Annotated in this window: 32 protein-coding genes; 17 read left to right on the forward strand and 15 right to left on the reverse strand. The window is 58.5% G+C overall.

Going from position 1 to position 26,335, the window contains the following annotated elements; translation table 11 throughout:
- Positions 1-63 precede the first annotated feature (63 nt).
- Positions 64-1,584 (forward strand): Do family serine endopeptidase, encoded by a 1,521-nt coding sequence (locus AFERRID_RS04020; protein ID WP_126604401.1) that lies wholly within the window; start codon positions 64-66, stop codon positions 1,582-1,584.
- A gap of 19 nt (positions 1,585-1,603) precedes the next feature.
- On the opposite strand, the gene xerD is transcribed toward AFERRID_RS04020, so the two are convergent.
- The 9 genes from xerD to AFERRID_RS04065 all read right to left on the reverse strand — a co-directional run bounded on the left by xerD (position 1,604) and on the right by AFERRID_RS04065 (position 8,798).
- Positions 1,604-2,512, reverse strand: coding sequence for a site-specific tyrosine recombinase XerD (gene xerD / locus AFERRID_RS04025; RefSeq protein WP_126604402.1), 909 nt, complete (start codon positions 2,510-2,512; stop codon positions 1,604-1,606).
- 113 nt (positions 2,513-2,625) lie between these two features.
- Entirely contained in the window at positions 2,626-3,798 is a 1,173-nt protein-coding gene (locus tag AFERRID_RS04030) for a hypothetical protein (RefSeq protein WP_232027751.1), read from the reverse strand.
- A 14-nt stretch (positions 3,799-3,812) separates the two neighbouring features.
- Complete coding sequence (gene rplS, locus AFERRID_RS04035; RefSeq protein WP_009564594.1) at positions 3,813-4,157, reverse strand: 50S ribosomal protein L19; 345 nt, start codon at positions 4,155-4,157, stop codon at positions 3,813-3,815.
- A gap of 22 nt (positions 4,158-4,179) precedes the next feature.
- A complete protein-coding gene (trmD, locus tag AFERRID_RS04040; RefSeq protein ID WP_126605669.1) occupies positions 4,180-4,923 on the reverse strand; it encodes a tRNA (guanosine(37)-N1)-methyltransferase TrmD in 744 nt (247 codons plus the stop codon).
- On the reverse strand, positions 4,923-5,405 hold the full coding sequence (rimM, locus tag AFERRID_RS04045; RefSeq protein WP_197722479.1) for a ribosome maturation factor RimM: 483 nt from the start codon (positions 5,403-5,405) through the stop codon (positions 4,923-4,925). Before rimM ends, trmD begins: the two co-directional genes overlap by 1 nt.
- Positions 5,406-5,421: 16 nt before the next feature.
- Positions 5,422-5,682 carry a 30S ribosomal protein S16 gene (gene rpsP, locus AFERRID_RS04050; RefSeq protein WP_126604403.1) on the reverse strand — a complete coding sequence of 87 codons (261 nt, stop codon included), beginning with the start codon at positions 5,680-5,682 and terminating at the stop codon, positions 5,422-5,424.
- 70 nt (positions 5,683-5,752) lie between these two features.
- On the reverse strand, positions 5,753-7,129 hold the full coding sequence (ffh, locus tag AFERRID_RS04055; RefSeq protein WP_126604404.1) for a signal recognition particle protein: 1,377 nt from the start codon (positions 7,127-7,129) through the stop codon (positions 5,753-5,755).
- Positions 7,114-7,473, reverse strand: a complete 360-nt coding sequence (locus AFERRID_RS04060; RefSeq protein WP_269149213.1) for an NADPH-dependent FMN reductase — start codon at positions 7,471-7,473, stop codon at positions 7,114-7,116. Before AFERRID_RS04060 ends, ffh begins: the two co-directional genes overlap by 16 nt.
- 14 nt (positions 7,474-7,487) lie before the next feature.
- Positions 7,488-8,798, reverse strand: coding sequence for an arsenic transporter (locus tag AFERRID_RS04065; protein ID WP_126604405.1), 1,311 nt, complete (start codon positions 8,796-8,798; stop codon positions 7,488-7,490).
- 93 nt (positions 8,799-8,891) lie between these two features.
- Here AFERRID_RS04065 and AFERRID_RS04070 point away from each other — a divergent pair, with 93 nt between their 5' ends.
- From AFERRID_RS04070 to AFERRID_RS04100, 8 genes are all read left to right on the forward strand, one after another.
- Positions 8,892-9,251, forward strand: a complete 360-nt coding sequence (locus tag AFERRID_RS04070) for an ArsR/SmtB family transcription factor (RefSeq protein ID WP_113527514.1) — start codon at positions 8,892-8,894, stop codon at positions 9,249-9,251.
- A complete protein-coding gene (locus AFERRID_RS04075; RefSeq protein ID WP_126604406.1) occupies positions 9,248-9,739 on the forward strand; it encodes an arsenate reductase ArsC in 492 nt (163 codons plus the stop codon). The genes AFERRID_RS04070 and AFERRID_RS04075 overlap by 4 nt, the downstream gene beginning before the upstream one ends.
- A gap of 212 nt (positions 9,740-9,951) precedes the next feature.
- A complete protein-coding gene (locus AFERRID_RS04080; RefSeq protein WP_126604407.1) occupies positions 9,952-10,989 on the forward strand; it encodes an efflux RND transporter periplasmic adaptor subunit in 1,038 nt (345 codons plus the stop codon).
- 3 nt (positions 10,990-10,992) lie between these two features.
- The gene (locus tag AFERRID_RS04085; RefSeq protein ID WP_126604408.1) at positions 10,993-12,771 is read left to right on the forward strand and encodes an ATP-binding cassette domain-containing protein; all 1,779 of its coding nucleotides are present in this window, start codon (positions 10,993-10,995) and stop codon (positions 12,769-12,771) included.
- Positions 12,768-13,883, forward strand: a complete 1,116-nt coding sequence (locus tag AFERRID_RS04090) for an ABC transporter permease (RefSeq protein WP_113527518.1) — start codon at positions 12,768-12,770, stop codon at positions 13,881-13,883. Before AFERRID_RS04085 ends, AFERRID_RS04090 begins: the two co-directional genes overlap by 4 nt.
- Complete coding sequence (locus tag AFERRID_RS04095; RefSeq protein WP_269149214.1) at positions 13,883-14,689, forward strand: ABC transporter permease; 807 nt, start codon at positions 13,883-13,885, stop codon at positions 14,687-14,689. The genes AFERRID_RS04090 and AFERRID_RS04095 overlap by 1 nt, the downstream gene beginning before the upstream one ends.
- Positions 14,632-14,991, forward strand: coding sequence for an ABC transporter permease (locus AFERRID_RS15905; RefSeq protein ID WP_269149215.1), 360 nt, complete (start codon positions 14,632-14,634; stop codon positions 14,989-14,991). Before AFERRID_RS04095 ends, AFERRID_RS15905 begins: the two co-directional genes overlap by 58 nt.
- Before the next feature lie 40 nt (positions 14,992-15,031).
- Positions 15,032-15,352, forward strand: coding sequence for a hypothetical protein (locus tag AFERRID_RS04100; protein WP_225981846.1), 321 nt, complete (start codon positions 15,032-15,034; stop codon positions 15,350-15,352).
- Positions 15,353-15,501: 149 nt separating this feature from the next.
- Here AFERRID_RS04100 and AFERRID_RS04105 read toward each other — a convergent pair whose 3' ends face one another.
- Positions 15,502-15,783 (reverse strand): hypothetical protein, encoded by a 282-nt coding sequence (locus AFERRID_RS04105; protein WP_113527521.1) that lies wholly within the window; start codon positions 15,781-15,783, stop codon positions 15,502-15,504.
- 214 nt (positions 15,784-15,997) lie between these two features.
- Positions 15,998-16,240, reverse strand: coding sequence for a thioredoxin family protein (locus AFERRID_RS04110; protein ID WP_113527522.1), 243 nt, complete (start codon positions 16,238-16,240; stop codon positions 15,998-16,000).
- An 83-nt stretch (positions 16,241-16,323) separates the two neighbouring features.
- On the opposite strand from AFERRID_RS04110, the gene AFERRID_RS04115 reads away from it, so the two are divergent.
- Both AFERRID_RS04115 and AFERRID_RS04120 read left to right on the forward strand, forming a co-directional pair.
- Positions 16,324-16,785: a hemerythrin domain-containing protein gene (locus tag AFERRID_RS04115; protein ID WP_113527523.1), complete on the forward strand. Its 462-nt coding sequence runs from the start codon at positions 16,324-16,326 to the stop codon at positions 16,783-16,785.
- Positions 16,778-17,224: a glycine cleavage system protein H gene (locus AFERRID_RS04120; protein WP_113527524.1), complete on the forward strand. Its 447-nt coding sequence runs from the start codon at positions 16,778-16,780 to the stop codon at positions 17,222-17,224. The genes AFERRID_RS04115 and AFERRID_RS04120 overlap by 8 nt, the downstream gene beginning before the upstream one ends.
- A 90-nt stretch (positions 17,225-17,314) precedes the next feature.
- Here AFERRID_RS04120 and AFERRID_RS04125 read toward each other — a convergent pair whose 3' ends face one another.
- The 4 genes from AFERRID_RS04125 to AFERRID_RS04140 form a co-directional block, all read right to left on the reverse strand.
- Entirely contained in the window at positions 17,315-17,824 is a 510-nt protein-coding gene (locus AFERRID_RS04125) for a hypothetical protein (RefSeq protein WP_126604410.1), read from the reverse strand.
- Positions 17,825-17,965: 141 nt separating this feature from the next.
- Positions 17,966-18,328, reverse strand: coding sequence for a DUF192 domain-containing protein (locus tag AFERRID_RS04130; protein ID WP_126604411.1), 363 nt, complete (start codon positions 18,326-18,328; stop codon positions 17,966-17,968).
- Positions 18,325-19,206 (reverse strand): type II secretion system F family protein, encoded by an 882-nt coding sequence (locus AFERRID_RS04135; protein ID WP_126604412.1) that lies wholly within the window; start codon positions 19,204-19,206, stop codon positions 18,325-18,327. Before AFERRID_RS04135 ends, AFERRID_RS04130 begins: the two co-directional genes overlap by 4 nt.
- Entirely contained in the window at positions 19,203-20,054 is an 852-nt protein-coding gene (locus AFERRID_RS04140) for a type II secretion system F family protein (protein WP_113527528.1), read from the reverse strand. Before AFERRID_RS04140 ends, AFERRID_RS04135 begins: the two co-directional genes overlap by 4 nt.
- A gap of 330 nt (positions 20,055-20,384) precedes the next feature.
- Here AFERRID_RS04140 and AFERRID_RS04145 point away from each other — a divergent pair, with 330 nt between their 5' ends.
- The 6 genes from AFERRID_RS04145 (at position 20,385) to AFERRID_RS04170 (ending at position 26,333) form a co-directional block, all read left to right on the forward strand.
- Positions 20,385-21,074, forward strand: a complete 690-nt coding sequence (locus AFERRID_RS04145; protein WP_113527529.1) for a helix-turn-helix transcriptional regulator — start codon at positions 20,385-20,387, stop codon at positions 21,072-21,074.
- Between the two features lie 5 nt (positions 21,075-21,079).
- Entirely contained in the window at positions 21,080-22,222 is a 1,143-nt protein-coding gene (locus tag AFERRID_RS04150) for an OmpA family protein (RefSeq protein WP_113527530.1), read from the forward strand.
- Between the two features lie 387 nt (positions 22,223-22,609).
- The gene (locus AFERRID_RS04155; protein ID WP_113527531.1) at positions 22,610-22,888 is read left to right on the forward strand and encodes a Flp family type IVb pilin; all 279 of its coding nucleotides are present in this window, start codon (positions 22,610-22,612) and stop codon (positions 22,886-22,888) included.
- 94 nt (positions 22,889-22,982) lie between these two features.
- The gene (locus AFERRID_RS04160; protein ID WP_126604413.1) at positions 22,983-24,593 is read left to right on the forward strand and encodes a pilus assembly protein TadG-related protein; all 1,611 of its coding nucleotides are present in this window, start codon (positions 22,983-22,985) and stop codon (positions 24,591-24,593) included.
- 14 nt (positions 24,594-24,607) lie between these two features.
- A complete protein-coding gene (locus AFERRID_RS04165; RefSeq protein ID WP_113527533.1) occupies positions 24,608-25,516 on the forward strand; it encodes a hypothetical protein in 909 nt (302 codons plus the stop codon).
- 82 nt (positions 25,517-25,598) lie between these two features.
- Positions 25,599-26,333 carry a hypothetical protein gene (locus tag AFERRID_RS04170; RefSeq protein ID WP_113527558.1) on the forward strand — a complete coding sequence of 245 codons (735 nt, stop codon included), beginning with the start codon at positions 25,599-25,601 and terminating at the stop codon, positions 26,331-26,333.
- Positions 26,334-26,335 lie beyond the last annotated feature (2 nt).

The raw sequence follows: 26,335 nt of genomic DNA on the forward strand, positions 1-26,335 counted from the left end.
CTTTTCCCGGAGTCCAAGCTGGAACGTACCAAGCTGCAAGACAAAATCCCGAAGGAGAGTCCTATGGCGAATGATCGCCCGAGTGTAATGTTGAAGCGCCCCAAACTGGTAATCACTGCCGTCGTGGCGGCATGTTTTGGTTTTTCACTGGGTGCAGCGGAGTGGGCGCAAGCCGACGCCCCCGCAGCCCCGGCCCTTGCCATCTCGACCGACACCGTTCCCCAGAAGGCGCTGGTCGCCTTGCCGGATTTCACCCCGATTATCGACCGTTATGGTCCCGCGGTGGTCAACATCAGCAGCACCACCAACAAGGTCATTCACCAGCAAGCCAATCCCTTTCCGCCAAACTCGCCTTTTTACCAATTTTTCCATCACTTCATGGCGCCCGGACAGGGTGGTGGTTCCGGACCACAGCAGCATGAAAAAATCCAATCTCTCGGTTCCGGCTTCATCATCAGTCCCGACGGCTATATCGTCACCGCCGGTCACGTCGTTCGCGGCGCTAACCATATCGTCGTTACCCTCACCACCCACCATGCCTATCCGGCCAAACTGATCGGCCTGTCGGTGCGTTACGATACGGCACTGCTCAAAATCGACGCCAAGAACCTGCCCACTGTGCCCATCGGCAATTCCGACGATCTGAAGGTCGGCCAGTGGCTGCTCGCCGTCGGCGCGCCGTTCGGTTTCTATAATACGGTGACCCAGGGTGTAGTCAGCGCCATGAACCGCCCGCTACCCGATGATGAATACATCCCCTTCATCCAGAGCGATGTACCCATCAATCCCGGCAACTCGGGCGGGCCACTCTTCAATATGAATGGCCAGGTGGTCGGCATCAACGACCAGATCTATACCAACAGCGGTGGCTATATGGGTCTGTCGTTCTCCATCCCCATCAATACCGTGATGCGGGTGGTGCAGGACTTCAAAAATCACAAGGCAATCCAGTTTGGCTATCTGGGGGTCGAGGTACAGGATGTCACGCCGCAAATGGCGCAGGCGCTGCACCTCCAGGAACCCGTCGGCGCCCTCATCGCATCCGTGGAACCCGGCAGCCCGGCGGCCAAGGCAGGCATCAGGCCCGGTGACGTCATCGTCACCTATGATAACAAGCCGGTGTACAATGTCGGACAGTTGCCACCTATGGTAGGCAACACCCTGCCGGGCACCCACGCCAAGGTCGGCATCCTCCACCGCGGAGAAGCGGAAACCAAAGATGTCCTGATTGCCGCCCTGCCCAAAAACATGGAAGGGCCTTCCGGCAACCAGGAGCCCTCCACGGCCGCCAAAGTAGGCAAGATCTCCCGTATGGGCATCCATGTCCAGTCGCTGACTCCCAATATGGAGAAGCAGTTGGACGTACATCATGGCGTCGTGGTGGTCGGTGTTAGTGAAGGCGCGGCAGCGGAGGCAGGGATCATGCCGGGTATGATCATCCAGCAGATCGATCAGCAGGACGTCAACAGTCCCGCCGAGTTGGAGCATATCGTTGCCGGTCTGCCGGCCGGTCAGCCCATCCCGCTGCTGGTGCGGCAAGGCAAGGCCAGCATCTACGTGGTGGTGACGCTACCCAAGAAGTAGAGACGCGACAATACAGGCATCACCCGCGCGGGTGATGCTTCGCGTGCAGCGCCTTGAGCCGCGCCTGCGCCACATGGGTATATATCTCCGTGGTGGACAGGGCGGCATGTCCCAGCATCAACTGCACACTGCGCAGGTCCGCGCCGTGGTTCAGCAGGTGGGTGGCAAAGGCGTGGCGCAGGCTGTGCGGCGATACGGTCTGGGTGATTCCGGCAGACCGGGCGTAACGTTCAATGTTTTGCCAGAAACGCTGTCGCGTCATGGCAGTCCCCCGCCCGGTCACAAAAAGGAAGGCACTGATGCGCTGACCCAGTATCTGCGGACGACCCATCTGCAGATACTGGGTCACGCGGCTGGACGCCACTTCTCCCATGGGCACCAGGCGTTCCTTGCGACCCTTGCCAAAGACCACCACCATATCGGCGCCGAGGTCCACCTGGCGCGTCTCCAGATTCACCAGTTCCGATACCCGCAAACCGCAGGCGTACATCAGTTCCAGCATGGCTGCGTCACGCAGGCCCAGTGGGTGGGTACAATCAGGGGCCGCCAGCAAGGACTCTGTTTCCGTTTCGCTGAGAACATGGGGTAGTACGCGGCCGATACGAGGACTCTGCAGGTTGCGACTGGGGTCACGGGATACCCAGCCCTCCCGCTCCGCGTAGCCATAAAAACGACGCACACTGGAGAGCAGGCGGACTACGGAGCGCAGGGCGGCCCCGGCCTGTAACCTCTGTCCCAGTATGCGCGCCAAGGCGCCGTCGTCAGCGGTAGTCAGGGTCAGACCCAGCTCCGCGAGCGCGGCGGCCACCTGCAGCAAATCCTGACGATAAGCCGTCAGGGTATTTTCACCGAGGTTTTTTTCCAGCCACAGGGCGTCAAGAAAGGTGTCGATCCGCTGCCGTTCGGCAGACAGACCGGCGCTAGGCATCGAATCCCCCCGCCGGATTATCGTGACACCAAGCGTCCGGGCGCCGCCGGGTCAACCCGGAAACAAGCGTATGATCACCAAAGGATGAATCCATGCCAACGCCGCTCCTCCCGTCAGGGAACCAGCACGCCGCGCCGTGCGCCACAAGGACCAGAAGCCGGGCAAGCCCGTCTGTGCCACACCGCGCTCTGCCATCTGTAACCACCACTGGGGACCGGAGCCCGACGCCGCAGCGTATAGAGCCCCTGCCAGCTAAAAGGTTCCGGCACCGGCTCGATGGCGGCCCGTTCACGATAAGCGGCCAGCATACTGAAGTGCGGCCAGTCTTCCTGACGCTGCCATCCGGCAAAACCAAAAGTGGTGGCTGCGGCACTGAACAGCACTTTCCGCGCCTGCCGCAAGCTGCGGTGGGGTAATGCCAGCAAACTGCCGAGCCAGACGTAAAGACGCAGCAGCGGCAGGGGTTCCTGGCCGCCGCCGCCCTCGATGATCATCAGGGTAACCGTCAGGAAGAGCTGACGGATGGCATCTAAAGGCTGATCGCCGAGCGCGCGGATACGCCCCATGAAGGCAGGCAGATCGCGCTCCCGCAGGGCATGGAGCAGGGGCTTGTCTACCGCCGGATCACGACTGGCCCGCCCTTCGGGGACGACCACCGCCACTCCGGAAGGCAGTTGCCAGTGACTCTGCAACAGCGCCAGAGCCCCCAGCGAAAAAGGCCGGGCTGGCAAATCAGCCGCAGCACCCTGCCACTGCCCGTAGAGGATTGTACGCAGGCCCTGGGCGTGGTTATCATCGGCAAGACGCTGGGCCAGACGATGGAGGACAACCCGCCGGGCATTATCGTCCTCCGCCATACTGAACAGTAGCGGCGCCAGTGTCTCCAGATCACGGTCCTCGATCGCCTTGGCAAAGGTATCCGCCTCCATGTCCAGGGGCATGGGGTTGGCGGCCTTGGACATCAGCGCCGCCGGCAGCATGGCTGCCGGCTTCACCAGCGACGTCTCCTGCACCTGTAGGGCAGCCGCCAACAGTGCCGGGGGCAAAGACTCCGCCTCGGCGAGAAGAGCCTGGGTATCCGCCACAACCTGTAGTGCCTGCGCGTCTGCGGCGGCGGCCCACCAATGCGGCAACAAACTCTGCTGCCAAGCAGCGCGCAAGGCCAACCGTCGGGCGGAGTCGGCCCAGAGCATTTCCCACTCCGGGACAGAAGCGGAGCGCCAGTGTTCGAGGATCTTCCGCGAACCCGGCGTCAGCACTCCTGCCCCCAAGCCGAACCCGGCCATGGCCGAGTGCCGCGTCAGCCCAGCTTTTCTTTAATGCGCGCAGCCTTGCCCGAAAGATCACGCAGGTAATAAAGCTTGGCGCGACGCACATCGCCACGGCGCTTTACTTCAACCTTGGTCACCAGCGGGGAATAGGACGGAAAAACGCGCTCCACCCCTTCACCGTTGGAGATCTTGCGGACCGTAAAGGCAGAGTGCAGGCCGCGGTTACGGCGGGCAATGCAGATACCTTCAAAAATCTGGACACGCTCGCGGTCACCTTCCTTCACTTTCACGTGAACGGCCACCGTATCCCCCGCACCGAAAGCCGGCAGTACCGACTGCATTTGTTCCTGATTGATTTCGTCAATGATGTTCATGCCCAACTCCTTAAGCCTGGTATTACTGCACTTCGCCGCGCTGACGGCGATACTCTTCCAACAATATTTGCTCATCTGCCCGCAGCCCTCGCTGCTCCAGCAAATCCGGGCGCCGCTCAGCGGTGCGTCCCAACGACTGCTGCAGACGCCAGCGCCGGATGCGTCCATGGTCCCCGGAAAGCAGCACCTCCGGGACACCTTCCCCGGCCACCACCTCGGGCCGGGTATAATGCGGGCAATCCAGCAGGCCAGACGCCGCGAAACTGTCTTCTGCTGCGGAATCCGCATGACCCAGCAGACCCGGCAACTGCCGCGCCACGGCCTCCATCAGTACCAGCGCCGGCAATTCTCCGCCCGCCAGCACGTAGTCGCCGATGGACCATTCCGCATCCACTGCCGCCAGCACCCGCTCATCAATACCTTCATAACGACCTGCCAGCAAAATCAGGCCCGGCGCCGCTGCAAAATCCTGCACCGCCCGCTGCTGCAAGCGCCGCCCCTGGGGCGACAAGTAAATCACCGGTGCCCCGGGATTGGCCTGCCGCGCCGCCGCAATGGCCGCCAGCAAGGGCGGAGCCATCATCAGCATACCCGGCCCACCACCGAAGGGGCGGTCATCCACCCGCCGGTAAGCGCTGTCACTGAAATCCCGAGGGTTCCAGGTATGCACCTCGATCAGCCCGCGGGTCAGCGCGCGTCCGACAATGCCTTCCTGCAAGTAGCCGTGGATCAGCCCAGGGAAGATGGTGAGGACGTCAAAACGCATCACCAGTCGGCTTGCCAGTCCACGACAATCTGCCCGGCGGGCAAATCCACACCCGCAGAGGCTTCCGCCGACCATGGGATGAGCAGTTCACCACCCTTGCCATCGTCGACCACCATCACATCATTCGCGCCGGTCTCCAGGAAAGCGGACACGGTGCCGAGAACGATGCCTTCCCGGTTCAGCACCCGAAGCCCGGTCAGCGTGCTCCAGTAAAACTCACCGGCAGCCAACTCGGGCAAATTAGCCCTGATCACGGCGATCTCCTGCCCGATAAGGGCACGCGCCTGCTCACGGTCCTCTACCTGCGCCAGTTTGGCCACCACACCCTCGCCCTGCATACGTCCATCTTCCAGCACCCAGGGGCGCCGGTCAGGCCCGAGGTACCAGGGCGAGTAGTCGAGGATACTGTCACGCGACTCAGTGAAAGAAAAAACTTTCACCATACCGCGCACACCGTAGATGCCGGAGACACGTCCCAGCACCACCCACTCCTCGGCTTCAGACGCTGGCAACACCCGTCTTGCTCACGCCTTCTTTCTTCAGAAAGCCGGCGACGGTATCGGACGGCTGGGCGCCCTGGCTCAACCAGTAAGCGGCGCGTTCCTTATCGATCCGCAACTCCGCTACCGCGCCAACGGGATTGTAAAAACCCAGACGCTCAATGAAACGGCCATCCCGACGGCTACGGCTATCGGCCACCACAATGTGATAAAAAGGCCGCTTCTTGGCGCCGCCCCGGGCCATACGAATGACTACCATGTGTTCTCCTTAACCATGATCCTCTCCCACTGTGCGGAAGAAAGGCGCGTATCGTAACTAAAAACAAGCTCTAACGGAAGGGTAAACTGCCCTTCAACATGGATTTGGGATTCATCCCCAGCAAACGGCTGAGCCCCCGGCCCCCTTTACCCATTTTTTTGAACATCTTTTGCATCATTTCGAACTGTTTTAGGAGTTTGTTCACTTCGGTCACGGTCGTCCCGGAACCCGCGGCAATCCGCCGCCGCCGCGAGGCCTTGATGATGTCCGGATGACGCCTTTCGCCGGGCGTCATGGAGTTGATGATCGCTTCCAGGCGGCGCATGGGCTTGCCATCCTGCATCGCGCTCTGCGCCTCGGCGGGCAACTCGCCCATACCCGGCAGCTTATCCATGATGCTGGCCATACCGCCCATGCGCTCGAGCTGACGCAACTGCTCACGGAAGTCTTCCAGATCGAAGCCCTTGCCGCTGCGCAACTTCTCGGTCATTTTCCGGGCCTGATCCTCGTCCACATCCTGCTGGACCTGTTCCACCAAACTGACGATGTCACCCATCCCCAGAATGCGCGAGGCCATGCGCTCGGGATAAAACGGTTCCAGACCCTTGCGGATTTTCTCACCGATACCGATAAACTTGATGGGCTTGCCGGTAATGGCTCGCACCGACAGGGCCGCGCCACCGCGGGCGTCACCGTCCGCCTTGGTGAGAATCACGCCGGTCAGCGGCAGAGCGTCGTTAAAGGCCTTGGCGGTATTCACCGCGTCCTGACCGGTCATGGCATCCACCACAAAGAGCAGTTCCACCGGCTTGACCGCCGCCGTCAGTGCCTGCGCCTCGGCCATCATCTCGCCGTCCACGTGCAGACGCCCCGCCGTATCGACGATGAGCACGTCATAGACGCCGCGCTGCGCCGCCTCCACCGCATCCTGGGCGATACGCACCGGCTGCTGGCCGGGGCTGGAGGGAAATACATCCACCTCGATGTCCTTACCCAGATGCGCCAACTGTTCCATGGCGGCAGGACGATAGACGTCGGTACTGACCATCAGCACGCGCTTCTTTTCCTTGTCCTTGAGCCACAGGCCGAGCTTGGCGCTCGTGGTAGTCTTACCCGAACCCTGCAAACCCGCGAGGAGAATCACAGCCGGAGGGCGGGCGCTGAGGTCGAGGCTGTCGTTATGCGCGCCCATCAGCTTCACCAATTCGTCATGGACGATCTTGACGAAGACCTGCCCCGGCGTAAGGCTTTTGACCACGGCTTCGCCCATGGCCGATTCGCGCACGTTGTTGATAAAGTCCTTGACCACCGGCAGGGCAACATCCGCCTCCAGCAGCGCCAGGCGCACGTCGCGCAGGGCGTCACGGATGTTGTCCTCGCTCAGCCGTCCCTGGCCGCGCAGATTCTTGAAAGTCTGGGTCAGTTTCTGGGTCAGATTGTCAAACATGGGTCCCCCTCGTGTAGCGGTGGATTTTGGACTGTATGGAGCAGTCGCGCAATGCGTCCGCTGGCACTTGCGTAGCCCTGCAATTCTACCACTTTGGGATGTGTCACCGGGGCATCATCGGGCAGGGGTAGTCCCGACGGGTGAAAGACGTGGGTTTCCGCGCCAAAGTATCGCAGCAGACGTTCCGCCTCCAGCGTCAACAGGCGACTGTAGGAACATTCCCGGTTGGAGCCATACAGCAGCAAGATGCGCGGCGGGTGATCCGTTTCGGCGGCACTCCGCAAACACCGGACATCCGGCACCTGCAGCAGCACATCGTCGGTATTGGGCAAATTTCCAGACATGATGACCATCCTCCTCAAGCCAGCGGCAACCACCAGGCCAGGGCCAGCAGGGTGACCAACAATACCGGCGGGGTAATGAGCAGACCCGTTCTCATGTACTGTCCCCAAGTCACGGTCATACCTTTGCGACTCAGCACATGCAGCCAGAGCAGGGTCGCCAGGCTGCCGATCGGGGTAAACTTGGGGCCGAGATCACAGCCGATAACATTGGCGTAGACCATGATCTCTCGGAGCATGGGGTCTGTTGCTACCGACGACAGTTGATGGATAGCCAGCGCTCCCACCAATACCGCTGGCATATTGTTCATGATGGAAGACAGCAGGGCCGCGAGAAACCCCGTGCCCAGCGCCGCGGCCACGGTCCCGTGACCGGCAAACCAGTGCAGGGCCATGGCCACATAACTGGTGAGTCCGGCATTGCGTAATCCATAAACCACCAGATACATACCCAAACTGAAAACCACAATCGCCCAAGGGGCTTCCTGCAGCACTTTGCGCACGGGAATCCGCGCGCCGCGCCCGCCCTGTGGCCAGCGCCCGGCCAGCGCCAACAGGATCAACGCACCGGTTCCGGTCACCACGGAGACCGGAATCTGCCATTGCGCAGTGACAAAATAGGCCACCAACAACAGAATCAACACCGGAAAACTGGCCCGAAAAACCACGTGATCCTTGATGACTGAAGCCGGCTCGGGCAGGTCACTGGTCAGATATCGGCGTGGCACCACCCGCCGGAAATAGAGCCAGAGCACTCCCAGCGTCGCGGCCAAGGCCACCAGATCCACCGGCACCATCACCATTGCATAACGATCAAAAGAGATATCGAAGTAGTTCGCACTGACGATGTTCACCAGATTGGAAATCATCAGCGGCAGGCTGGTGGTGTCGGCCACGAAACCCGTCGCAATGACAAAGGCAAAAGTGGCCGCCGGGGTAAAATCCAGGCGCAGCAATATGGCCATGACGATCGGGGTGAGCAACAACGCCGCGCCGTCGTTGGCGAACACCGCAGCAATCATGGCCCCCAGCACGACGATCAAAGGAAAGAGCAGGCGCCCGCGACCACCACCCCAGCGAACCACATGCAGGGCCGCCCAGTGAAAAAATCCTGCCTCATCGAGAATCAGCGAGATAATGATCAAGGCCACAAAGGTAAAGGTGGCATCCCAGACAATGTGCCAGACGATGGGAATGTCGCCCCAGGTGATGACGCCGGTGGCCAGCGCCGCGACAGCGCCACCCATGGCGCTCCAGCCGATGCTGAGGCCCTTGGGTTGCCAGATGACGAGAATCAGGGTGACGAGAAATATGGCGACGGCCAGCATGCTTGGAGGAACTCCGGAAGTAAAACACAGCGCCAAGTCTTGACGAGCGCCACGGTCTTGTCAATACTGCAAGAAATATTCGTGGATAATACGATGGAATCACTACAAGACCCTGCACAAATCGTCGCCCGCCTGGAGGCCCTGGCCTCGCCGGTGCGCCTGGAGATCTTTCGCCTGCTGGTAGAACAGGAGCCGACGGGTCTGGTATCCGGCGATATTGCCGAGCATCTGGGGCAACCGCACAACGGCATTTCCTTTCATCTGAAAAACCTCCAGCACGCCGGGCTGGTCACCGTGCAGCGCGAAGGACGCTATCAGCGCTACCGGGCAGCCATGCCGGTGGTGCGCGCGCTGGTCGCGTATCTCACCGAAAACTGTTGTCGCGGTACCCAGGATTGCGCTTTACCCCGTGCAACCATCCCTTCTTCGGTCCGCCAAGGAAACCAGCGATGAAAACCCCGGAAATCCTTTTTCTCTGCACCGGCAACTCCTGCCGTTCCATTCTCGCCGAAGTCACCTTCAATGCGCTGGCCGGACCGGGCATGCATGCCAGCAGCGCCGGTAGCCATCCTGCAGGGTACGTCCACCCTCGTTCCATAAGCCTGCTAAAGCGTGAGGGCTTTCCTACGGAAGGTCTGCGCAGCAAATCCTGGGAGGACCTGAAAGAGACTCCGGACATCGTCATCACCGTCTGCGCCAGTGCCGCCGGCGAAACCTGCCCCGCCTATCTGGGACCAGCCATCCGTGCCCACTGGGGTGTGGACGATCCGGCCAAAGCGACCGGTACGGAAGCGCAGATCGAAGCGGCTTTCGATACTGCCTACCATATCCTGCGCCACCGTATCGAAGCCTTGCTGCAGTTACCAGTGGTAGAACTGCTGGAGAAAGATCCGGCAAAGCTGCGGCAGGAACTGGAGCACATCGGCACTTTGCTGCCTTAATCTACCCATCAAGGCGCACGGCGCATGGGTACGATGATCATGCAAAGCAACGGCTTGGCGAACACCCCCGTCACTTGATGCGTTTCTCCGAATCCAGACCATCCTCCCCCACTCACGGGCAGCGCGGCACGACCGCATCTGGAATCCGTCAATATCCTGTCAATAGGGCGCGAAGCGTTCTAACATAACGCGCGTAACCATCGGAGATAAATATGGCCATTTCCCGCAAAAAACGCGCACTGGCACTGGTAGTAGTGCTTATCGTTGCTGGTGCGGTCGCCTATTATTTTCTGAGCCGCAATCACGCCCCAGAAAAAACCGTCACCATCTACGGCAATATCGACATTCGCCAGGTGCAAGCCGCCTTTGACGACAATGGCCGGCTTCTCGGTCTTCGGGTACAGGAGGGCGACCGGGTAAAAAAGGGACAATTGCTGGCCGATCTGGACCCCGTACGCTTCCAGGACGCTGTAGATAAAGATGCCGCAGGCATGGCCGCACAGGAGCAGGTGCTAGCTCGCCTGCTGGCGGGTTCCCGTCCGGAAGAAATCGCCGAAGCCCGGGCCGAAGCCGCTGCCGCTCAAGCGACCCTGAGCAATGCCGAGATCACCTGGCAACGCCAGCAGTCCCTGGCCGCCGAGCAATACGTGCCCAAGCAAAGCCTCGACAACGCCGCCGCCGCCCTGAAGACCGCCCGCGCCAATCTCGATCACGCCCAGCAGGCACTGACCCTGGCTATCAAGGGGCCGCGCAAAGAAGATATTGCGGCGGCGCGGCAGCAGCTGCAAGCCGATAAGGCAGGTCTGTCTCTGGCGCGCCGCGAACTCACGGACACCCGTCTTTATGCGCCAGAAGACGGCGTCGTTCAGGACCGTATTCTGGAGCCGGGCGACATGGTTTCCCCGCAGACCCCGGTGTTCACTCTGGCATTGGATAATCCGGTCTGGGTGCGCGCCTATCTGCCGGAAAAGGCGTTGGGGCAGGTGCGACTGGGCATGAAGGCGACGATCGATAGTGATTCCTTCCCGGGCAAATCTTTCTCGGGCTGGGTGGGTTTCATTTCGCCCACTGCGGAATTCACGCCCAAGACCGTGCAAACCACGGAGTTGCGTACGGAGTTGGTGTACCGGGTGCGGGTCTATGCCTGCAATCCGCAGCATCGCCTGCGCCTGGGTATGCCCGTCACCGTTCATATTCCGCTGATAGACAACCAGCCGCAAAAGCTTTCTGCGCATCCTTGCGGAAACTGAGCCGTGGCTGAGGCTGATACCCCGCTGCGTTTTACCGAGGTCAGCAAGGGCTTCGCCCGCGGCCGAGCCCGGGTGCAGGCGCTGGACCGACTGGAAATTGCGCTGCAGGCAGGCACCGTCACCGGCCTGCTGGGTCCCGATGGTGCCGGCAAAACAACGTTGATGCGTTTGGCGACGGGCCTGCTCCTGCCAGATACCGGAACGGTGACGGTCCTGGGCGCAGACACTCGCAGCCAGGCCAATACCATTCAGCGCGAAATCGGCTACATGCCCCAGCGCTTCGGCCTTTACGAAGACCTCACGGTACAAGAGAACCTGGATCTCTATGCCGACCTGCAGGGACTCGGCCGGGAAGATGCCCGCGCCCGCCAGCAGGACCTGCTCAAGCTGACAGCCCTGGGTCCCTTCGGTGCGCGGCGTTCCGGAGCCCTTTCCGGCGGCATGAAGCAAAAGCTCGGCCTCGCCTGTGCGCTGTTACGCGCGCCGCAATTGCTGCTGCTCGACGAACCTACCGTTGGTGTCGACCCCATCGCGCGCCGCGAGCTCTGGGACATCGTTCAGGGACTGCGGGACAAGGGCGTGACGGTCCTCATGAGTACGGCCTATTTTGATGAGGCGGAGCGCTGCGACGAAATCATCCTGCTCCATCAGGGCAGACTGCTCAAGAAAGACACCCCCAAGGCCTTCGGCGCGCCCCTACAAGGACGCTGCTTGCTGGTGACCAACAACCATGCCACCAGCAAGCGGCATCTACGCGAGGCGTTACAAGCCCGTCTGGGTGTTCAGGATGCCCGCATTCTGGCGGAGGGAGTGCGGGTGCTCTGCCGGACCACCGCGCAACCCGCTGCGGCGGAGGGCGAACAATGGCAACCCGTCGATCCGGTCTTTGAAGATGCGTTTGTGGATTTGCTGGGCGTGCCGGTGACCGCTACAGCCGCCAGCGCGGCGACCACTGCTCCTGCGACCGGCACCGCACCCCAGGCGTCGGCCAGCGCACCGCCGGGACAGGAATCCGCAGTGGAAACCGTCATCGAAGTACGCGATCTCTGCAAATTCTTCGGTCACTTCGAGGCCGTCAAGGGCAACACCTTCCGTGTGCAGAAAGGGCAGATTTTTGGCCTGCTGGGCGCCAACGGCGCTGGCAAGACCACGACTTTCCGCATGCTCTGTGGCCTGTTACCGGCGTCCTCCGGCACCTTGCGCGTCGCCGGGGTCGACATGCGCCACGCCAGCGGCCGGGCGCGGGCACGCATCGGTTACGTCTCTCAGAAGTTTGCGCTCTACGGCAACCTCAGTTGCGATCAGAATCTCGCCTTTTTCTCGGCGGCTTATGGCTTGCGCGGTACCCAGCGGCAGGATCGCCTGAACTGGGCGCGTCAGGAATTTCAGTTGCGCGACTACCGCGACGTCAACGCCGATGATCTACCTTTGGGTATCAAGCAGCGTCTCGCCCTGGCCTGCGCGCTGCTACACGAACCGCCCATCCTCTTCCTCGACGAACCCACCTCTGGTGTCGATCCTCTGGCGCGCCGGGAATTCTGGCAGCGGGTCAATGCCCTTGCAGAGTCGGGTGTCACCGTAATGATCACCACCCACTTTATGGATGAAGCCGAATACTGCGACAACCTGGTGTTGATGTCCCTCGGCGAAGTGCTCGCCCAGGGCAGCCCCGAGCAGGTGCGGGCCCAGGCCAAGGATGCAGAGCATCCCGACCCCAGCATGGAAGACGCCTTCATTCTCCTGATCCAGGCCCACGAAAGCCGGATCCGGAGGGCGTCATGAATCTGCAACGCCTGCGCGGACTGATCCGCAAGGAATTCGTCCAGATCCTGCGCGACCCTTCCGCCATCGCCATCGCCTTTTTCATGCCGGTGTTTTTGCTGTTTCTGTTTGGCTACGGTGTGTCTCTGGATGCCAAGCATGTGCCGGTCGCCGTCGTAGTGGATCAACCAACGGCGGAAACCAGTGCCTTCGTGGGCGGCTTGCAACAGTCCCCCTATTTCGAGCCACAGATATACACCAGCATGCACAGTGCCCGGCAGGCACTGATGGCACGCAAGGCCGATGGCATCCTCTGGCTGCGCGAGGACTTCAGCCGCCAGATACTACGGGGAAATACCGCCTCCATCGGCGTTCTGATCAACGGGGTAGATGCCAACAATGCGCGCATTCTGGAGGGCTATCTGCAGGGCATCTGGCAGAACTGGCTGCAACAGCGCGCGCTCAATGCCGGAGCCCCGCTGATCATCCCGGTGAACGGCGAAGACCGCATCTGGTTCAATCCCGCCCTGCGCAGCAGGGACTATCTGGTACCGGGTCTGATCGCGGTGATCATGACCCTCATTGGCGCCTTGCTGACCGCCTTGGTGGTGGCCCGTGAGTGGGAACGCGGCACCATGGAGGCCCTCATGGCCACTCCGGTCACCATGAGTGAGATTCTGCTGGGCAAACTGATTCCGTATTTTATCATGGGCATGGGCGGTATGCTGCTCTCCGTGGCACTGGCCGTCTGGCTTTTCGCCGTCCCCCTGGTCGGCAGTTTCTGGGTGCTGCTCGCCTGCTCGGCGCTCTTTCTGCTGACGGCGCTGGGCATGGGGTTGCTGATTTCCAGTGTCGCCCGTAATCAGTTTGTGGCCGGGCAGATCGCCATCATCGTCACCTTTCTGCCCGCCTTTATTCTTTCGGGCTTCATCTTCGATATCCAGTCGATGCCGGCGGCCATCCGCATCATCACCCATATTGTCGCGGCCCGCTATTTCGTGAGTATCCTGCAGACCATCTTCCTCGCCGGGGATGTCTGGCCCATCATTCTCTGGAACAGTCTGGCGCTGCTGCTGATGGCGGCGTTTTTCCTCGGCGTCACCTTGCGTCGTTCCCACAAGAGGCTGGACTGATGCTAGCACGGGTCTGGGCCTTGGTCATCAAGGAATTCCTCGCGCTTTTGCGGGACAAGAAAAGCCGTTTCGTGCTCATCGGTCCACCCCTCATTCAGTTACTGGTCTTCGGCTATGCCGCCACTTTTGACCTGAGCCACATCCCCTATGCCGTCTACAACCAGGACACCGGATTTGCCTCCCGGAAACTGCTGGGGGATTTTCAAGGCTCTCCGGCTTTTCAGCAGGTGGCGACCATTACAAACGAGGGGCAGATAGCCCCGCTCATCGATAACGAAAAGGCCCTGCTCGTCTTGCAGATCGGCCCCCACTTCACTCGCGACCTGCTGCTGCATCGGCCGGCTCCCGTGCAGGTGATCATGAATGGCCGCAACTCCAACACGGCCACTTTGGCCCTGAATTACGTCAATACGGTGCTGCTGTCCTTTGATACCCGTTGGGCCGCGGACCATCATTGGGGTCGGCCGCCGGCACAACTGGTGGTCCGTTCCTGGTTCAATCCCAATCTGCTGTCCCGCTGGTTTATTGTGCCGGGCATTGTGGCCCTGCTCATGCTGGTGGTAACGCTCCTGGTGACCGGCCTGTCGGTGGCGCGCGAGCGGGAGCAAGGAACCTTTGACCAGCTCCTGGTGACCCCCATGGATCCGGTGGAGATACTGGTGGGGAAAGCCCTGCCCGGGTTCATCATCGGGGGCTGGAAGGCAGCTTCATCGCCCTGGTGGCGGTGCTCTGGTTTCACGTGCCTTTTGTGGGCAGCATACTCGCACTACTGGTGGGTATGGCCCTGTTCCTGCTGGCGGCGGTAGGCATCGGCCTGATGATCTCCTCACTGGCGGTGACCCAGCAGCAAGGACTGCTGGGCGTGTTCCTCTTTCTGGTACCCGCCATTATCCTCTCGGGATTCGCCACCCCTATCGCGAATATGCCGGAACTGGTACAGGATCTGACCTATATCAACCCCATGCGCTATTTTCTGGTGATCGTGCGCGGGGTGTTTCTGGAGGGAGACAACATGTCCATGCTCTGGTCGCAATACTGGCCCCTGGCGCTCATCGCGATTTTCTCCATGAGCGCTGCCGCCTGGCTCTTCCGGCACAGGATGCAATGATGCGCCCATTCTCTCAACACGCTTCCCCGAGGAATTGAAAATGCTGCGTATCCTGTTGATCGAGTGTTTGTTCAGCGCACTGCTCGGCGCGATCATTTTTCGTCTGGCTTACGCCTTCCTGCAAAAACGCTGCTGCGCCTGGGCGGTTGCACTACTGACCGCCTTGCTGCTGGGGATCGGCGTCAGCGGTGTGCTGCATCCTTACCTGGTGAGGGATTTCGCGGAAGCATCGAACAGGCTGATTCCGCCTCTATGGTTTTCGCAACTCTCCCGGTCTCTCTGCTATCTCGCCGGAGCCTGGCTGGCCGATCATGTCGTACGCAGACGGGAGCGTCTGGGTTTTGGTCAGAAGAAGATCTGAGCCCGTTCCAGAACCGCGGCCAAACGCCACCACCATAGGGCCTTGCCGGTTGCACACGCATCCCGCCGACCATCACGAAGCGGACACATTGTGAAAAGAATGGGGCCGGGACGACAGCGTCCCCAGCCCCGCCCTTGGGTCACCGTTCCTCAGAGCGTTTTCGTGGAACGTGCCATGGCTGCAGTGATTTCTTCCGGACTCAGGTCTCCCGCAATATGGATTTGGGTGCCGTCCTCTCCCTGAACCACCTCCATACCCGTCACCTTGGCTTTGGTTTCAGCGCTCATGCAGTTGCATTGCCCGGTCTGGCAGTTTTCCACGATGGCAAAGACCTTTTTGGCCTCTACCGAGTTATCGACGTGTACGGCTACACCCTCGGCCGTTTTTTGTACGGTGCTGACATCTTTGATGGTGCGATCACAGCAGGACATGGCAATGCTCCTTTTCGGTCAAAGAAATAAGGTATCCCGAGCCAATGCCGGGCTTACCCTGCTTCCTTCATGAGATTAATAATACTTGTACAATATACGTACTTTCGTTGACTCATTGCAATAGCGCACTTCATGGAACGATGTCACTTTCTCATCGCCGAGGCCTTCACTGCGGTCAACACCCTCGGCGCCCTGCTGCCAAGCACGGCAGGCTTCAGGCGCCGAGCAATTTCAAAACGTCACCTAACGGCTGAACGCCCACAGCTTTCAAGGTGCCATCCACCACCACCGCAGGAACGGTTTTGATGCGCAGTCGGCTGACGACCTCGCGACCATCCCGTTCAGCGACATCCAGAATCTGCAGGTCCATGGGTAATTTTTGTGCCGCTTCTGTCCAGATTCTTTCTGCCTGTGGGCAGGTGGGGCACCATTTCGACACCAATAGTTGCACTTTCATTTCCGACCTCTCTGGCGACATTGGGCTATGATTGCAGGAGCGGTAACCGTTTTACCCGCTCCACACTCAAAAAGGAGAGTACCGTGGGTAGCATAGATCAGATCATGCAACACGACCATGAACGGCTGGACGCGCTTCTGGAAGCCTGCGCTACCGCCGTGCAGGAGAGTCGATGGCAAGATGCTGCCGGGCTTTTGGAACAGTTTCGTCGCGGCATCGTGGAGGGACATATGTTCGTGGAGGAAACGATGCTGTTTCCCGCATTCGAAGCGCTGGAGGGTGGCGACGAGCATTCCCTGACGGCCTTGCTGCGCAAAGGGCATCAGGACCTGCAGGTGTTCTTTCAAGAGATGGCCGAGGCCATAGAGGCGCAGGATGCCGAGGAGTTCAACGACTTCCTGAGCACGGTGCAGACCATTCTCAAGCAGCATGACGCCAGGGAGGAGGCGGAACTCTATCCCCATCTGGCGGACGCCCTGCCGGATCACGGCGCCGCCGCAGCGCAGCGCATAGCAGATGGACCAAGGGAGAAAGGGAATGAGTGAGTTTCAAGGCTGCCAGTTGCCGGAAGACCTCCATTATGATCTGGACTATGTCTGGGCACGTCCCGAGGAGGATGGCACCTTCACCATCGGCGTCACCGATCCGGCCCAGACAATGTCGGGGCGCTTGCAAAAGGCCCGCATCAAAAAGGTGGGCACCCACCTGGAGGCCGGTCGACACGTGGCCACCCTGGAGAGTGGCAAATGGGCCGGCGGCGTCCCGGTGCCTTTTGCCGGGACGGTGATAGCGCGCAACGACACGTTGCTGGAAAATCCCCATTTCATCAACATCGACCCCTACGGCGATGCCTGGATCGCACGGGTGCAGCCTGACGATCCGGCCACGGCCCTGGAGCGCCTCCATACCGGCCCGGATGCCGTCGCGGCACTCCAGGCCTGGATCAAGCGCTATGACGTGCAATGCATGCGCTGTTCCGACTAAGGCGCCGACGCTCGTTCGTTGGCTGGTTTTCTGCAAACACTCCCGTCCGACGATATGCGGAAGCTTACGAACCGGCTGCCCGGAATAACCTCATGGAGATATGCCGTTGCGGTGCCGACGCGGCCAATGATCGATGATGCTGAACGCCAGATGCAGTATCCACAACAACAACAGAAAGGCGGCCAGTGTGCGGTGCCAGGGCAGGAGATCTCCCGCTCCCCGCCACAGCAGGATACCCAGGATCACGGTCACGCTCGCCAGGAGCAGAAAGACCCCCGCCACAGCGGCGTCCAGCCCCTCGCGCAGGAGGGTGCCGTCGCGCCCCAAATGGCGCCACTGGCGAACGACCCGCCGCCGTGTCGTCGCCGAAAGTAGAAAGATCCGCGCCGCACTCCGCCGACCTGCCCCAGAGCCAAGGAGCCAGGACCATTCACCGGCAAGGAAAAGCGCGGCAACCAGGCCGTCGATGATGTGGAAGGGCAGAAGCCAGATCCAGCCCAAGGCCAGGAGCAAACCCGAGGCGAGTTGCAGGGTCACCGTCAACACCACGCCGAGGAGCAGGAATATGGCCCAGGTCGGCCGACGCTCATCCCTCGCCATTGCGCCAGATCCTGCCCGAGCGGCGCCCGGCGTCAACCAAAAGGCTTTCGGCCACGGGGAACGCATCGGCACGCAGGCATTGGTGTAAGACGGCATACATGGCACAGGTCCCCAGTCCAGCGACCGTCTTCTTCCAATCAGTCAAGGACGCAATGATGCAACCCGCCACGTAAAACACTGTCCCGAAACCACTCCATGACGTTCAACACCGCCTGCCGCCACCTCCAGCGTCACGCGGGCGCCCCGGCAGGATTTAAGCCGCCATGGCCTGACACGCGAATGGCACGCCAACACCTTCAGATCGGCATCCAGGAAAACGATATCGATGGGGAAACGCATACCCGCGGTGTGTACACTCCCGCAAGCAGTCAGCAACAACCCCTGCTGATCAGCGAGCCCGGCCTTGCCCAGCAAACCCTGCAAACGGTCGAGAAAACTGTCCGCCATCTGCACCTCAGACCAGAGCACCTGATCACCCCGACAAACTACGCCTTGTTGTGTCAAAAGCCGCCTTCCTGAAGAAACTTCATGTAGATGACAAAAGCTAGCATCAAAAAGGTGATGGGAAAAATGAAGACGAGCAGTGGCGCCAGCAACTTGACCGGGGCCTCCAGCGCCATTTTTTCGGCGCGCAGGAAACGCTCTTCGCGCCGCTGTTCCGCCTGCGCCCGCAACGCTGGCCCCAGATCACCACCCCGATCTTCCGACTGAATCAGCGCACTGACCAGACTCCGGACCTCCGGCAACGGAACTCGCTCGCCAAAGCGCCGGAAAATGTCTGTCTTCGATGTCCCCGCGCGCAAATCGCGGATCATGACACCGAACTCATTACGCAACGGACCCGGAGGCCCCTTATCCACCGCCACTTGCATGGCGCCGGTCAAATTCAGCCCGCCCTCGATCATCAGAGTGATAAAATCGAGATAAACGGGCAGATCCTTGAGAATCAGCCGCCCCCGCCGCCGGGATTGCTCAACAAGCCACAGATCGGGATAAAAACTGCCGATAAACACGGCCAGCAGGCTCAGCCAGAGATTAAAAACTCCTAGCGCCATGTAGAGTAAAAAGATAAAAATCAATGGAGCCAGAGTGCCGACCCATTTGAGCGCCACGAACTCTCGAGCATTGAGCATATAATGAACGCCCGCTCGCTGTAATCGCTGGTGGATGCGCAGCAGAAGGCGGTCCGGAATAAAAATAATCACCGTGGACCGGATGAATTGCACAAGGGGCCAGAACAGGCGTAACTCCTTTGGCAGGGGGTCCATATAATCCCGCAGTGAAGGCTCCATCTGCCGCACCAGCACCCCCAGCGCATAGACCAAAAGCCCGACGGAAATCCCGGTGACGAGGGCTACTGACAGTGTCCATGGCGTACTCATACCTCAATGCTCACGATTTTTCGAATCCAGAAATAGCCGAGCACCTCAAACAGGATGGCGATGGCAAGCACTGCCCAGCCCCGTATGGTATTGAACAGCGCACCCATGGCCTGTGGCTCGATCTGCAGGAGCGCAAAAACAACCAAAGCCGGTAATATGGTCATCACCATACCCTGAAGGCGGCCTTGTGCCGTCAATGCTTGAATCTTCTGCTCCATCATCAATCGTTTGCGGATGGTATGTCCCAGTCGCGCCACCGTTTCGGCAAGATTGCCCCCCACCTCTCGACTGATGCGCAGCGCCGAGGATACCAGTTGCACATCCTGCGACGGTACCCGTCGCGCCAGATGGTCTATGGCGTCCTCGAAGGCAACCCCCAGACGTTGCTCCCGCACCACCAGCGCTAGCTCTTGGCTGATGGGTGGGCTCAGATCACGGGAAAGCCCCTCCATGGCTTGCTGCAGGTTGGCGCCACCGCGCAAGCTGCCAGCCAGCATCATAAGAGCATCCGGCAGTTGGACATGCAGACGATCCAAACGCCGCTTCCGCAACCAGCGCAACGCAAAACGCGGCAGCAATGCGGCGAGGGTAGCCGCTGCAATGACCAACACCGGCGAACCCAGCAACAGCCAGGCCGTGAGCGGTAAAATCAGCACCAGCGCCACATTTAGCTTCCACAACAGATCAGGGTCCGCAAAGATGAACAACTCTGACAACCTGACCTGCCCATCGCGAGCGAAGGTCGCCCGCCCCTTCACCAAAGCCTGCCGGGTTGCCTCCAGAGCCACCAAAACAAATCCGGCCACCGCAGCGAACACCAGAATACCCAGTATATTTTGGTCTACCATCCGCTCCTCCACCCATTTTTCGATCCGATTACCGATTCCCGACGAATCGCACCAATACCCCGTATGTGACGTCAGCTTCCACCCATTACCTCTGGCGCCGACATGTTTTCTGCATTAAAACACAATCCACAGATCAGAAACAGATATTCTATAATCACGCACTATAAATTGTATTTCACTGTATTTGTTTGTTATTTTAACATCAACTCAAAAATAATAGCTTTACAATAGCCATTATAGTGAGCCGCTTTGGTACATATTGACATCGGCACCAAGGGCGGTACTATCGCATCATAGTATAAATTAATCTCCATATCGGAGGGAGCGAATATGTGGCTGAACCTACTGGCCCAACCCGCGGCGTGCGGCGCGGGTCCTGCACTGAAATGCTATGCATTGGGAAGATCCCCCACGGAAATCGCCAAAGGATGGCGAGAGCAGGGCTGGTTCCGACAAATCAAAGTCTATCGCCTGCACCGTCATTGCAAAGGCTGGCAGACGACTTCCTGGTGGCGCTACCCCGCCGGACGCTGGCCTGCCCTGCCCCGGGAGCTGATCGTCCGGGCGCAGCGCGAGGCCACAGCCGGGAATCCACACCCCTACTGCATCACAACGTCCTCGCAACTCGCGATGAGTATCCTCTGCAACCTCGCGCCCATGCAGATCGCGTTATGCCACCTGGAGATCACCAGGCAACTAAGCCATACGGAACTTAGGGATATCCAGGCAGAGTTATTAATTCTCTACACTTCCCTCGAAACCAAAGAACCTTTCCATCCCGAACTCACCCCGACGGACTTACGTATTGCCCAAATGCTGGTAGAGGGAATCGGCCAGAATGAGATTGCGGCTCAGATTGGCCAAAGTGAAAGCACCATTCGCTCCCGGATCGCCGTCATGTGCAGACGGCACGGGGTACCCAACCGCAGGATGCTCTTGGCCCGCCTACTCAAAACCATCGAAAACAAGGGATCTGGGAGTAAACGATCGTTTCCGAACCAATTGTCACAATCGGAGTGAAAAGCATGCGCACGTTTATCCTGCGACTCAGCCTGGTACCGCTTTTATTCACCGGCCCTGCTCTTGCACTGGACGAACCTGGACAGGACTTGCCCTATCTAGGACGTTACCCTGGCAGCGTCATTGACGGGTACAAAACCACCCATTATGACCAGATCACCGTGCCTCTCGGCCCGTTGGGCAAAAATGGTTTGACCCGTTCTGAGACCGTAGCGGGTCAGGTGACGTACATTCGTTACAACGTACCCGAAGACCGCTCCCCCTTGGAATTCATCCTCAACTACCAACAGGCCCTGCAGCACGCAGGATTTCACATCCTATGGCAATGTGCCAACCTTGGCTGTAGAGTCAACAACGACGCCCCAGTAAACACTCTCCTATGGCGCGGCGCGCCAACCAATTACCAGGGGAATGTAGAGAACTTTTTATTTGAGAACGGTCGGATGTTGACCGCCGAGCATCACGCCACCGATGGCGTACGTACCCTGATTTTCATTAATGATAACACGTTGTTTGGACACTCCCAGATCGCTTCAGTGTATTCGGTGCAAACCAAACCCATGCAAGGCGGTTTAGTCAGCAGCGATGCCGGACACTTGACCAGTGCGGGCATGGCCGATGCCCTGGCTCAGCACGGCCGCTTCACCATGCACCTGCCCTTCGATTTCAACCAGGCGACCTTACGCGCGGATGCCCAATCCAGCATCATGGCGTTATTTCAGCTTATGCAGCAGCATCCTCCCCTGCGGGTACGCCTAGACGGGCATACCGATCCGGTAGGCACCGCCACCTATAACCAGAAGCTGTCGCTGAACCGCGCTCTAGCCGTAAAATCAGCGTTGACAGCGCAAGGTATAGATGGTCGGCGTATTGAGGTCACCGGGTACGGAGCCTCACGTCCGATAGCATCTAACAGTACCGACGACGGCCGGGCAAAAAATCGTAGGGTCGAAGTGGTCGCCCTCACTCCCGGCGCCACCGCCGGACTCCGGCCCGCAAGCGTGCCACCACCCACCATAGCATCTGCCCCAACCGAAATCCCCGGTGCTGCACTGGCGGCCAATGTCTTGGACACTGCCCGCAGCGAAACCAACTATCAGATACAGCAGGGCGTACGCAACCTGATTCAGGGCGTATTTGGAAACTGACTACATACACCTTCCGGACCACCATCACCAGAAGCGCCGAAACTTTTCTCCGGCGCTTTTTTTATGTCGTAACACCAGGCAATTTTAGCACCACCATAAAGTTACACAATGGCATACAGGCACGTTTACACTAATGTTACATATCGTCGCCCAATTTGACTATTACTAATATCTATTCGTGTTGTTCACGCTCAGAGTACCATGGTTTCAACCCACCTCACAGCTCCGGATTCACACCATTTTTTATAACGATATGGGAGTACCACTGATAATCATTGTATTCATATAATTACAAAATATGTTCAGTGATTACCGACCATATTGCGCGACTAATTTACCTATGCTTGAATGAGGTCGTGGTAGTCATCAATCCTTTCAGGAGAACCCATGAAACCAAACTTCGCCACTCCAATATTTCAGGCAGAACGCGGACAAGGCATGACAGAATATCTGATTATCGTCGCTCTTATCGCTATCACTGGTATTGCCGTATATTCGTTCTTCGGTCAGACCTTGCGTCATCAGATGGCAGGAATATCCCAGGAATTATCTGGTAAAAAGGCAGACTCTGAGATTGGATTAGCCCAAGGTACCGCCGGAGAGGCGACGAACAACGCGGGCAAGCAGAAGAACATGAGCGATTACAAATCGGATATGGGTAAGTAATTTTCTCTTCGCAGGACGGGGCATACCCCGTCCGTAATCTGCGGCTATACCTCCCGGTATGCCGTGACTATAACATATATTTTGGGGAGATGCAGTGTTTCCTATTCCTCGATCACGAGACGACTCTCCTGTCGCGGTAAGGCATGTAGAATCCGGACAGGCCGCGTTATTCTCTGCCCTTCTGATTCCCGTAGTGTTATTGGCGGCACTCTTCGTATTCAACACCGGACAACTATCCGCCATCAAACTGAAAACCCAGAATGCCGCCGATGCGGCCGCTTTCTCCGCTATGCAAATGGAAGCACGAGAACTCAATTTCATCTCCTACACCAACCGTGCAATGGTTGCCAATCAGGTGGCTATCGGGCAAACCATCAGCCTGGTTTCGTGGGCACATTATGTAAAAAGTCTTGGCCTGAACATTCAGAGAGCCGGCACAATTGCTTCTTTCATACCCTACGTTGGTCAAGCAATAATGATGATTACCAATGGTATTGCCAAAGCCGCAACCTTGCTGGATCAAAGCGTTTCCAACGCTGCCAAGGTGGCTCTTCCCGCTCTGGATATCGCCGATGCCGCACTTAGCGGTGCGCAAGAAATCTATCATCTATCCAACGGCGCTTTTGATCCCGGAACAGACAACAGCAAAGCAGGAGGCGCGATGACCGCAGTGGCTGAGCAGGTAATCAAAATCCATGATCCGGATGCCCGATTAAACGCCATTCTTTTAGCAAGCAATCTTGGGCAGTATTTCAAAAATCGTAGCGACCTTATCCAGCGTTGGGGAGGAGATAAGAATAGAGCGCAGGCACGCATGGCTTATATGATCAATGCCTCACGGGATGGGTTTACGGCGGCTCGGAATGATTTGCCGACACCGTTGCGTTTCTTTAGCTCACCAAATTTGTGGAGTTTTGGATGGGAATTTCGCCGTGCGGGCGGAACGCAGTTGGCCCCCAACCGAGATGGTCGTTATGTCTGGTCTGGGATGGATACACTGTCTTTCCACTACTGGCAGAGGAAAGCGGCACTTTTTGGCGGAAAGAAATGGTCTGAAATACCTTTAGGTTACGGTGCCTCGCAGACCGGTAATGGTAACAATTTTTCATACCCCAGCAACTACACCGAAACCCGGGCACAACCGCAAATGCATTTCCCCGCCGATGACCGCAACGCGCTTTTACCGGCCTATCAAAATTCCTGGAATGCCAATTCCGGCGCCTCTCGCATCGCCGCCAGTCTGCACCCGGAGGACCAGAACGGCATGGGCAGCACAGCACTTAAACGCCCCGGCGGCGATAGTAGTCGCGCGACGGCGGGTGGGATTACCCGTTACTGGGACTTCAATCGTCGCAACCAAAAACTCGTGGACGCCAACGGCGATCCATCAGACATCATGCCATTTTACACGGTGGTCGTGGAGCATGCACGGGGAAGTGTTCGGGATGCAGCAAACGCCCTGCGCATCCATCAAATGGCATCTCGCCAGGATATCAACTTGGTATTGCCGCAAAAGGCGCTAGAAGGTCAGGTACGCGCCGTTGCAAAAGCACAGGCCTACTTCCGTCATCCTGCGCCCATCTGGCAACGGAACGATAGATTCTATGAAAGAGGCAACCTGTTCAGCCCCTTCTGGGAAGCCCGTCTCGTCGACTTAGACGCGACTGACCGTATGCAATACGCCGCCATGCTCGGTCTGCACTAACCTGAGGACAATCCATGATCAAAGATAGAAATGTAATTCGCATCGGTCTGCAAATCAGCATGGCAGTTGCCTGCCTCACCCTCACCACCTATGCCGATGCGGAAAAAGTGACGGAACCGGTCCCCGATTCTCCCCATGCAAACCCGGCGTTACGCGCGAAGATTCGCTCTGGCCAGATCGGTAGCACTTTGGAAGAAAAATTAAAAACATTGCGTGAAGCGAGGGACTACACCAATGCGCCGGGCGACTTCACGAAAAATGGAGACGTTCCTGAGTACGATGTTATCGTTGCCGGCTTGAACCATTTCAAAAAATTCATTACCAACTATACAAACCCATCAATAACGGACTGGGACCGTGATTTAAAGTTGCCAGAAGGATGCCGATGGATTCCCAATCCTCCGGCACTCGCTCCTGTCATCATCAGGAGTGCTTCAGTGAATGCCCCAACCCATACCAGCAAATGGCACATTATCTCCTGTGTGGCGAAGGTCCAGTCCGGCAAAAAGATGAAATCTGTGACATATTTTTACCGTCTTTATGCCAGCATCACTAGCGGTTCAGCAGACGAAGCCCTCTCTCTCGCGCGAAAAAATCTACGAAAATACGGATACGATGAAGTAACGCTTCCCACTTATCCTCATGACCAAAATGATAGATCAGCCATATTTTCAGATAAGGGCCGTGCAGCGATAGCTGTTGCCGGTGCGTCTTCTGAAACCGTGCCGGCCACATACATTAACCACCCGGACAAACTAACTAAATATACGCCAATGTTACATAACTTGAAGAACTATTTACAAAATAATGGAAAAATCACCACCATAAGCATATATGAGGTTTCTTTGACCCCGTTGGATGCCCCACTAAAACCCATCCGCGGACTGGACACCGCCGTCGCCGGACTTCCCAAGAATCATTAATCAAAAAGATATGACACATCGGCCACTCACAAGCCTGCCACATACCTGTAGCGAACGCGGTCAATCCCTTACCGAGTTCGTCGTGGTGGCTGCGTTCGCGCTTATTCCACTTTTTTTCCTGGTGATCTACACCGGGAAATGGAGCTTCACCCAGTTACGGACTATCGAAGCGGCGCGCTACGTGGCATGGGAGCGCACGGTGTGGCGCAGTCAGCCACCGCAGGGACGGGGGTGGGTGGCCATTAAACCTGATGCCGATCTGCGGGATGAGGCGGCTGCGAGATTTTTCGGGCAACACGGTATGGCGTTAGCCAATACCGAGAACAGAACAGTTATAGACCCGATTCTGACCCGTCATGATGGTCGGCCTTTGTTACGTGACCTCGCCAATATTCAGGTGGCTACGCATGAGGAAACCATCTCCAGTGGAGTTTCTATGAACTTTTTGGGAACCATCATGAAAATTACGGACATTCCGTTGCGCATGACCGGACCCACAGTCGCCACCGTCAGCGTTCAACTGGAAGGACTGCCGGGGTATCGCTATCTACCGGACAATCCGCTCGCCAGCGGCCCCCTCTTTACCGCGCAGGCCGCCGTGCTCACGGATGCATGGACAGCCAACGGCCCTGCAGAGGAAGCGCAGACGGTAAAAAAGTTCCTGCCAACCGCGTATCTGGATGACGGGGCGATAAAAGCGGTAACAACCGTGGGAGGCACCCTTTTTCCTGAACTCAAACGCCTGGATTTCGGGCACGTCGATCCGGAAGTGCAGTATGGCGACCGCCTGCAACCTTATCCCAGTGGAGGCAAATAATC

The organism is Acidithiobacillus ferridurans (assembly GCF_003966655.1).
In the GTDB taxonomy this organism is placed as follows: Bacteria; Pseudomonadota; Gammaproteobacteria; order Acidithiobacillales; family Acidithiobacillaceae; genus Acidithiobacillus; species Acidithiobacillus ferridurans.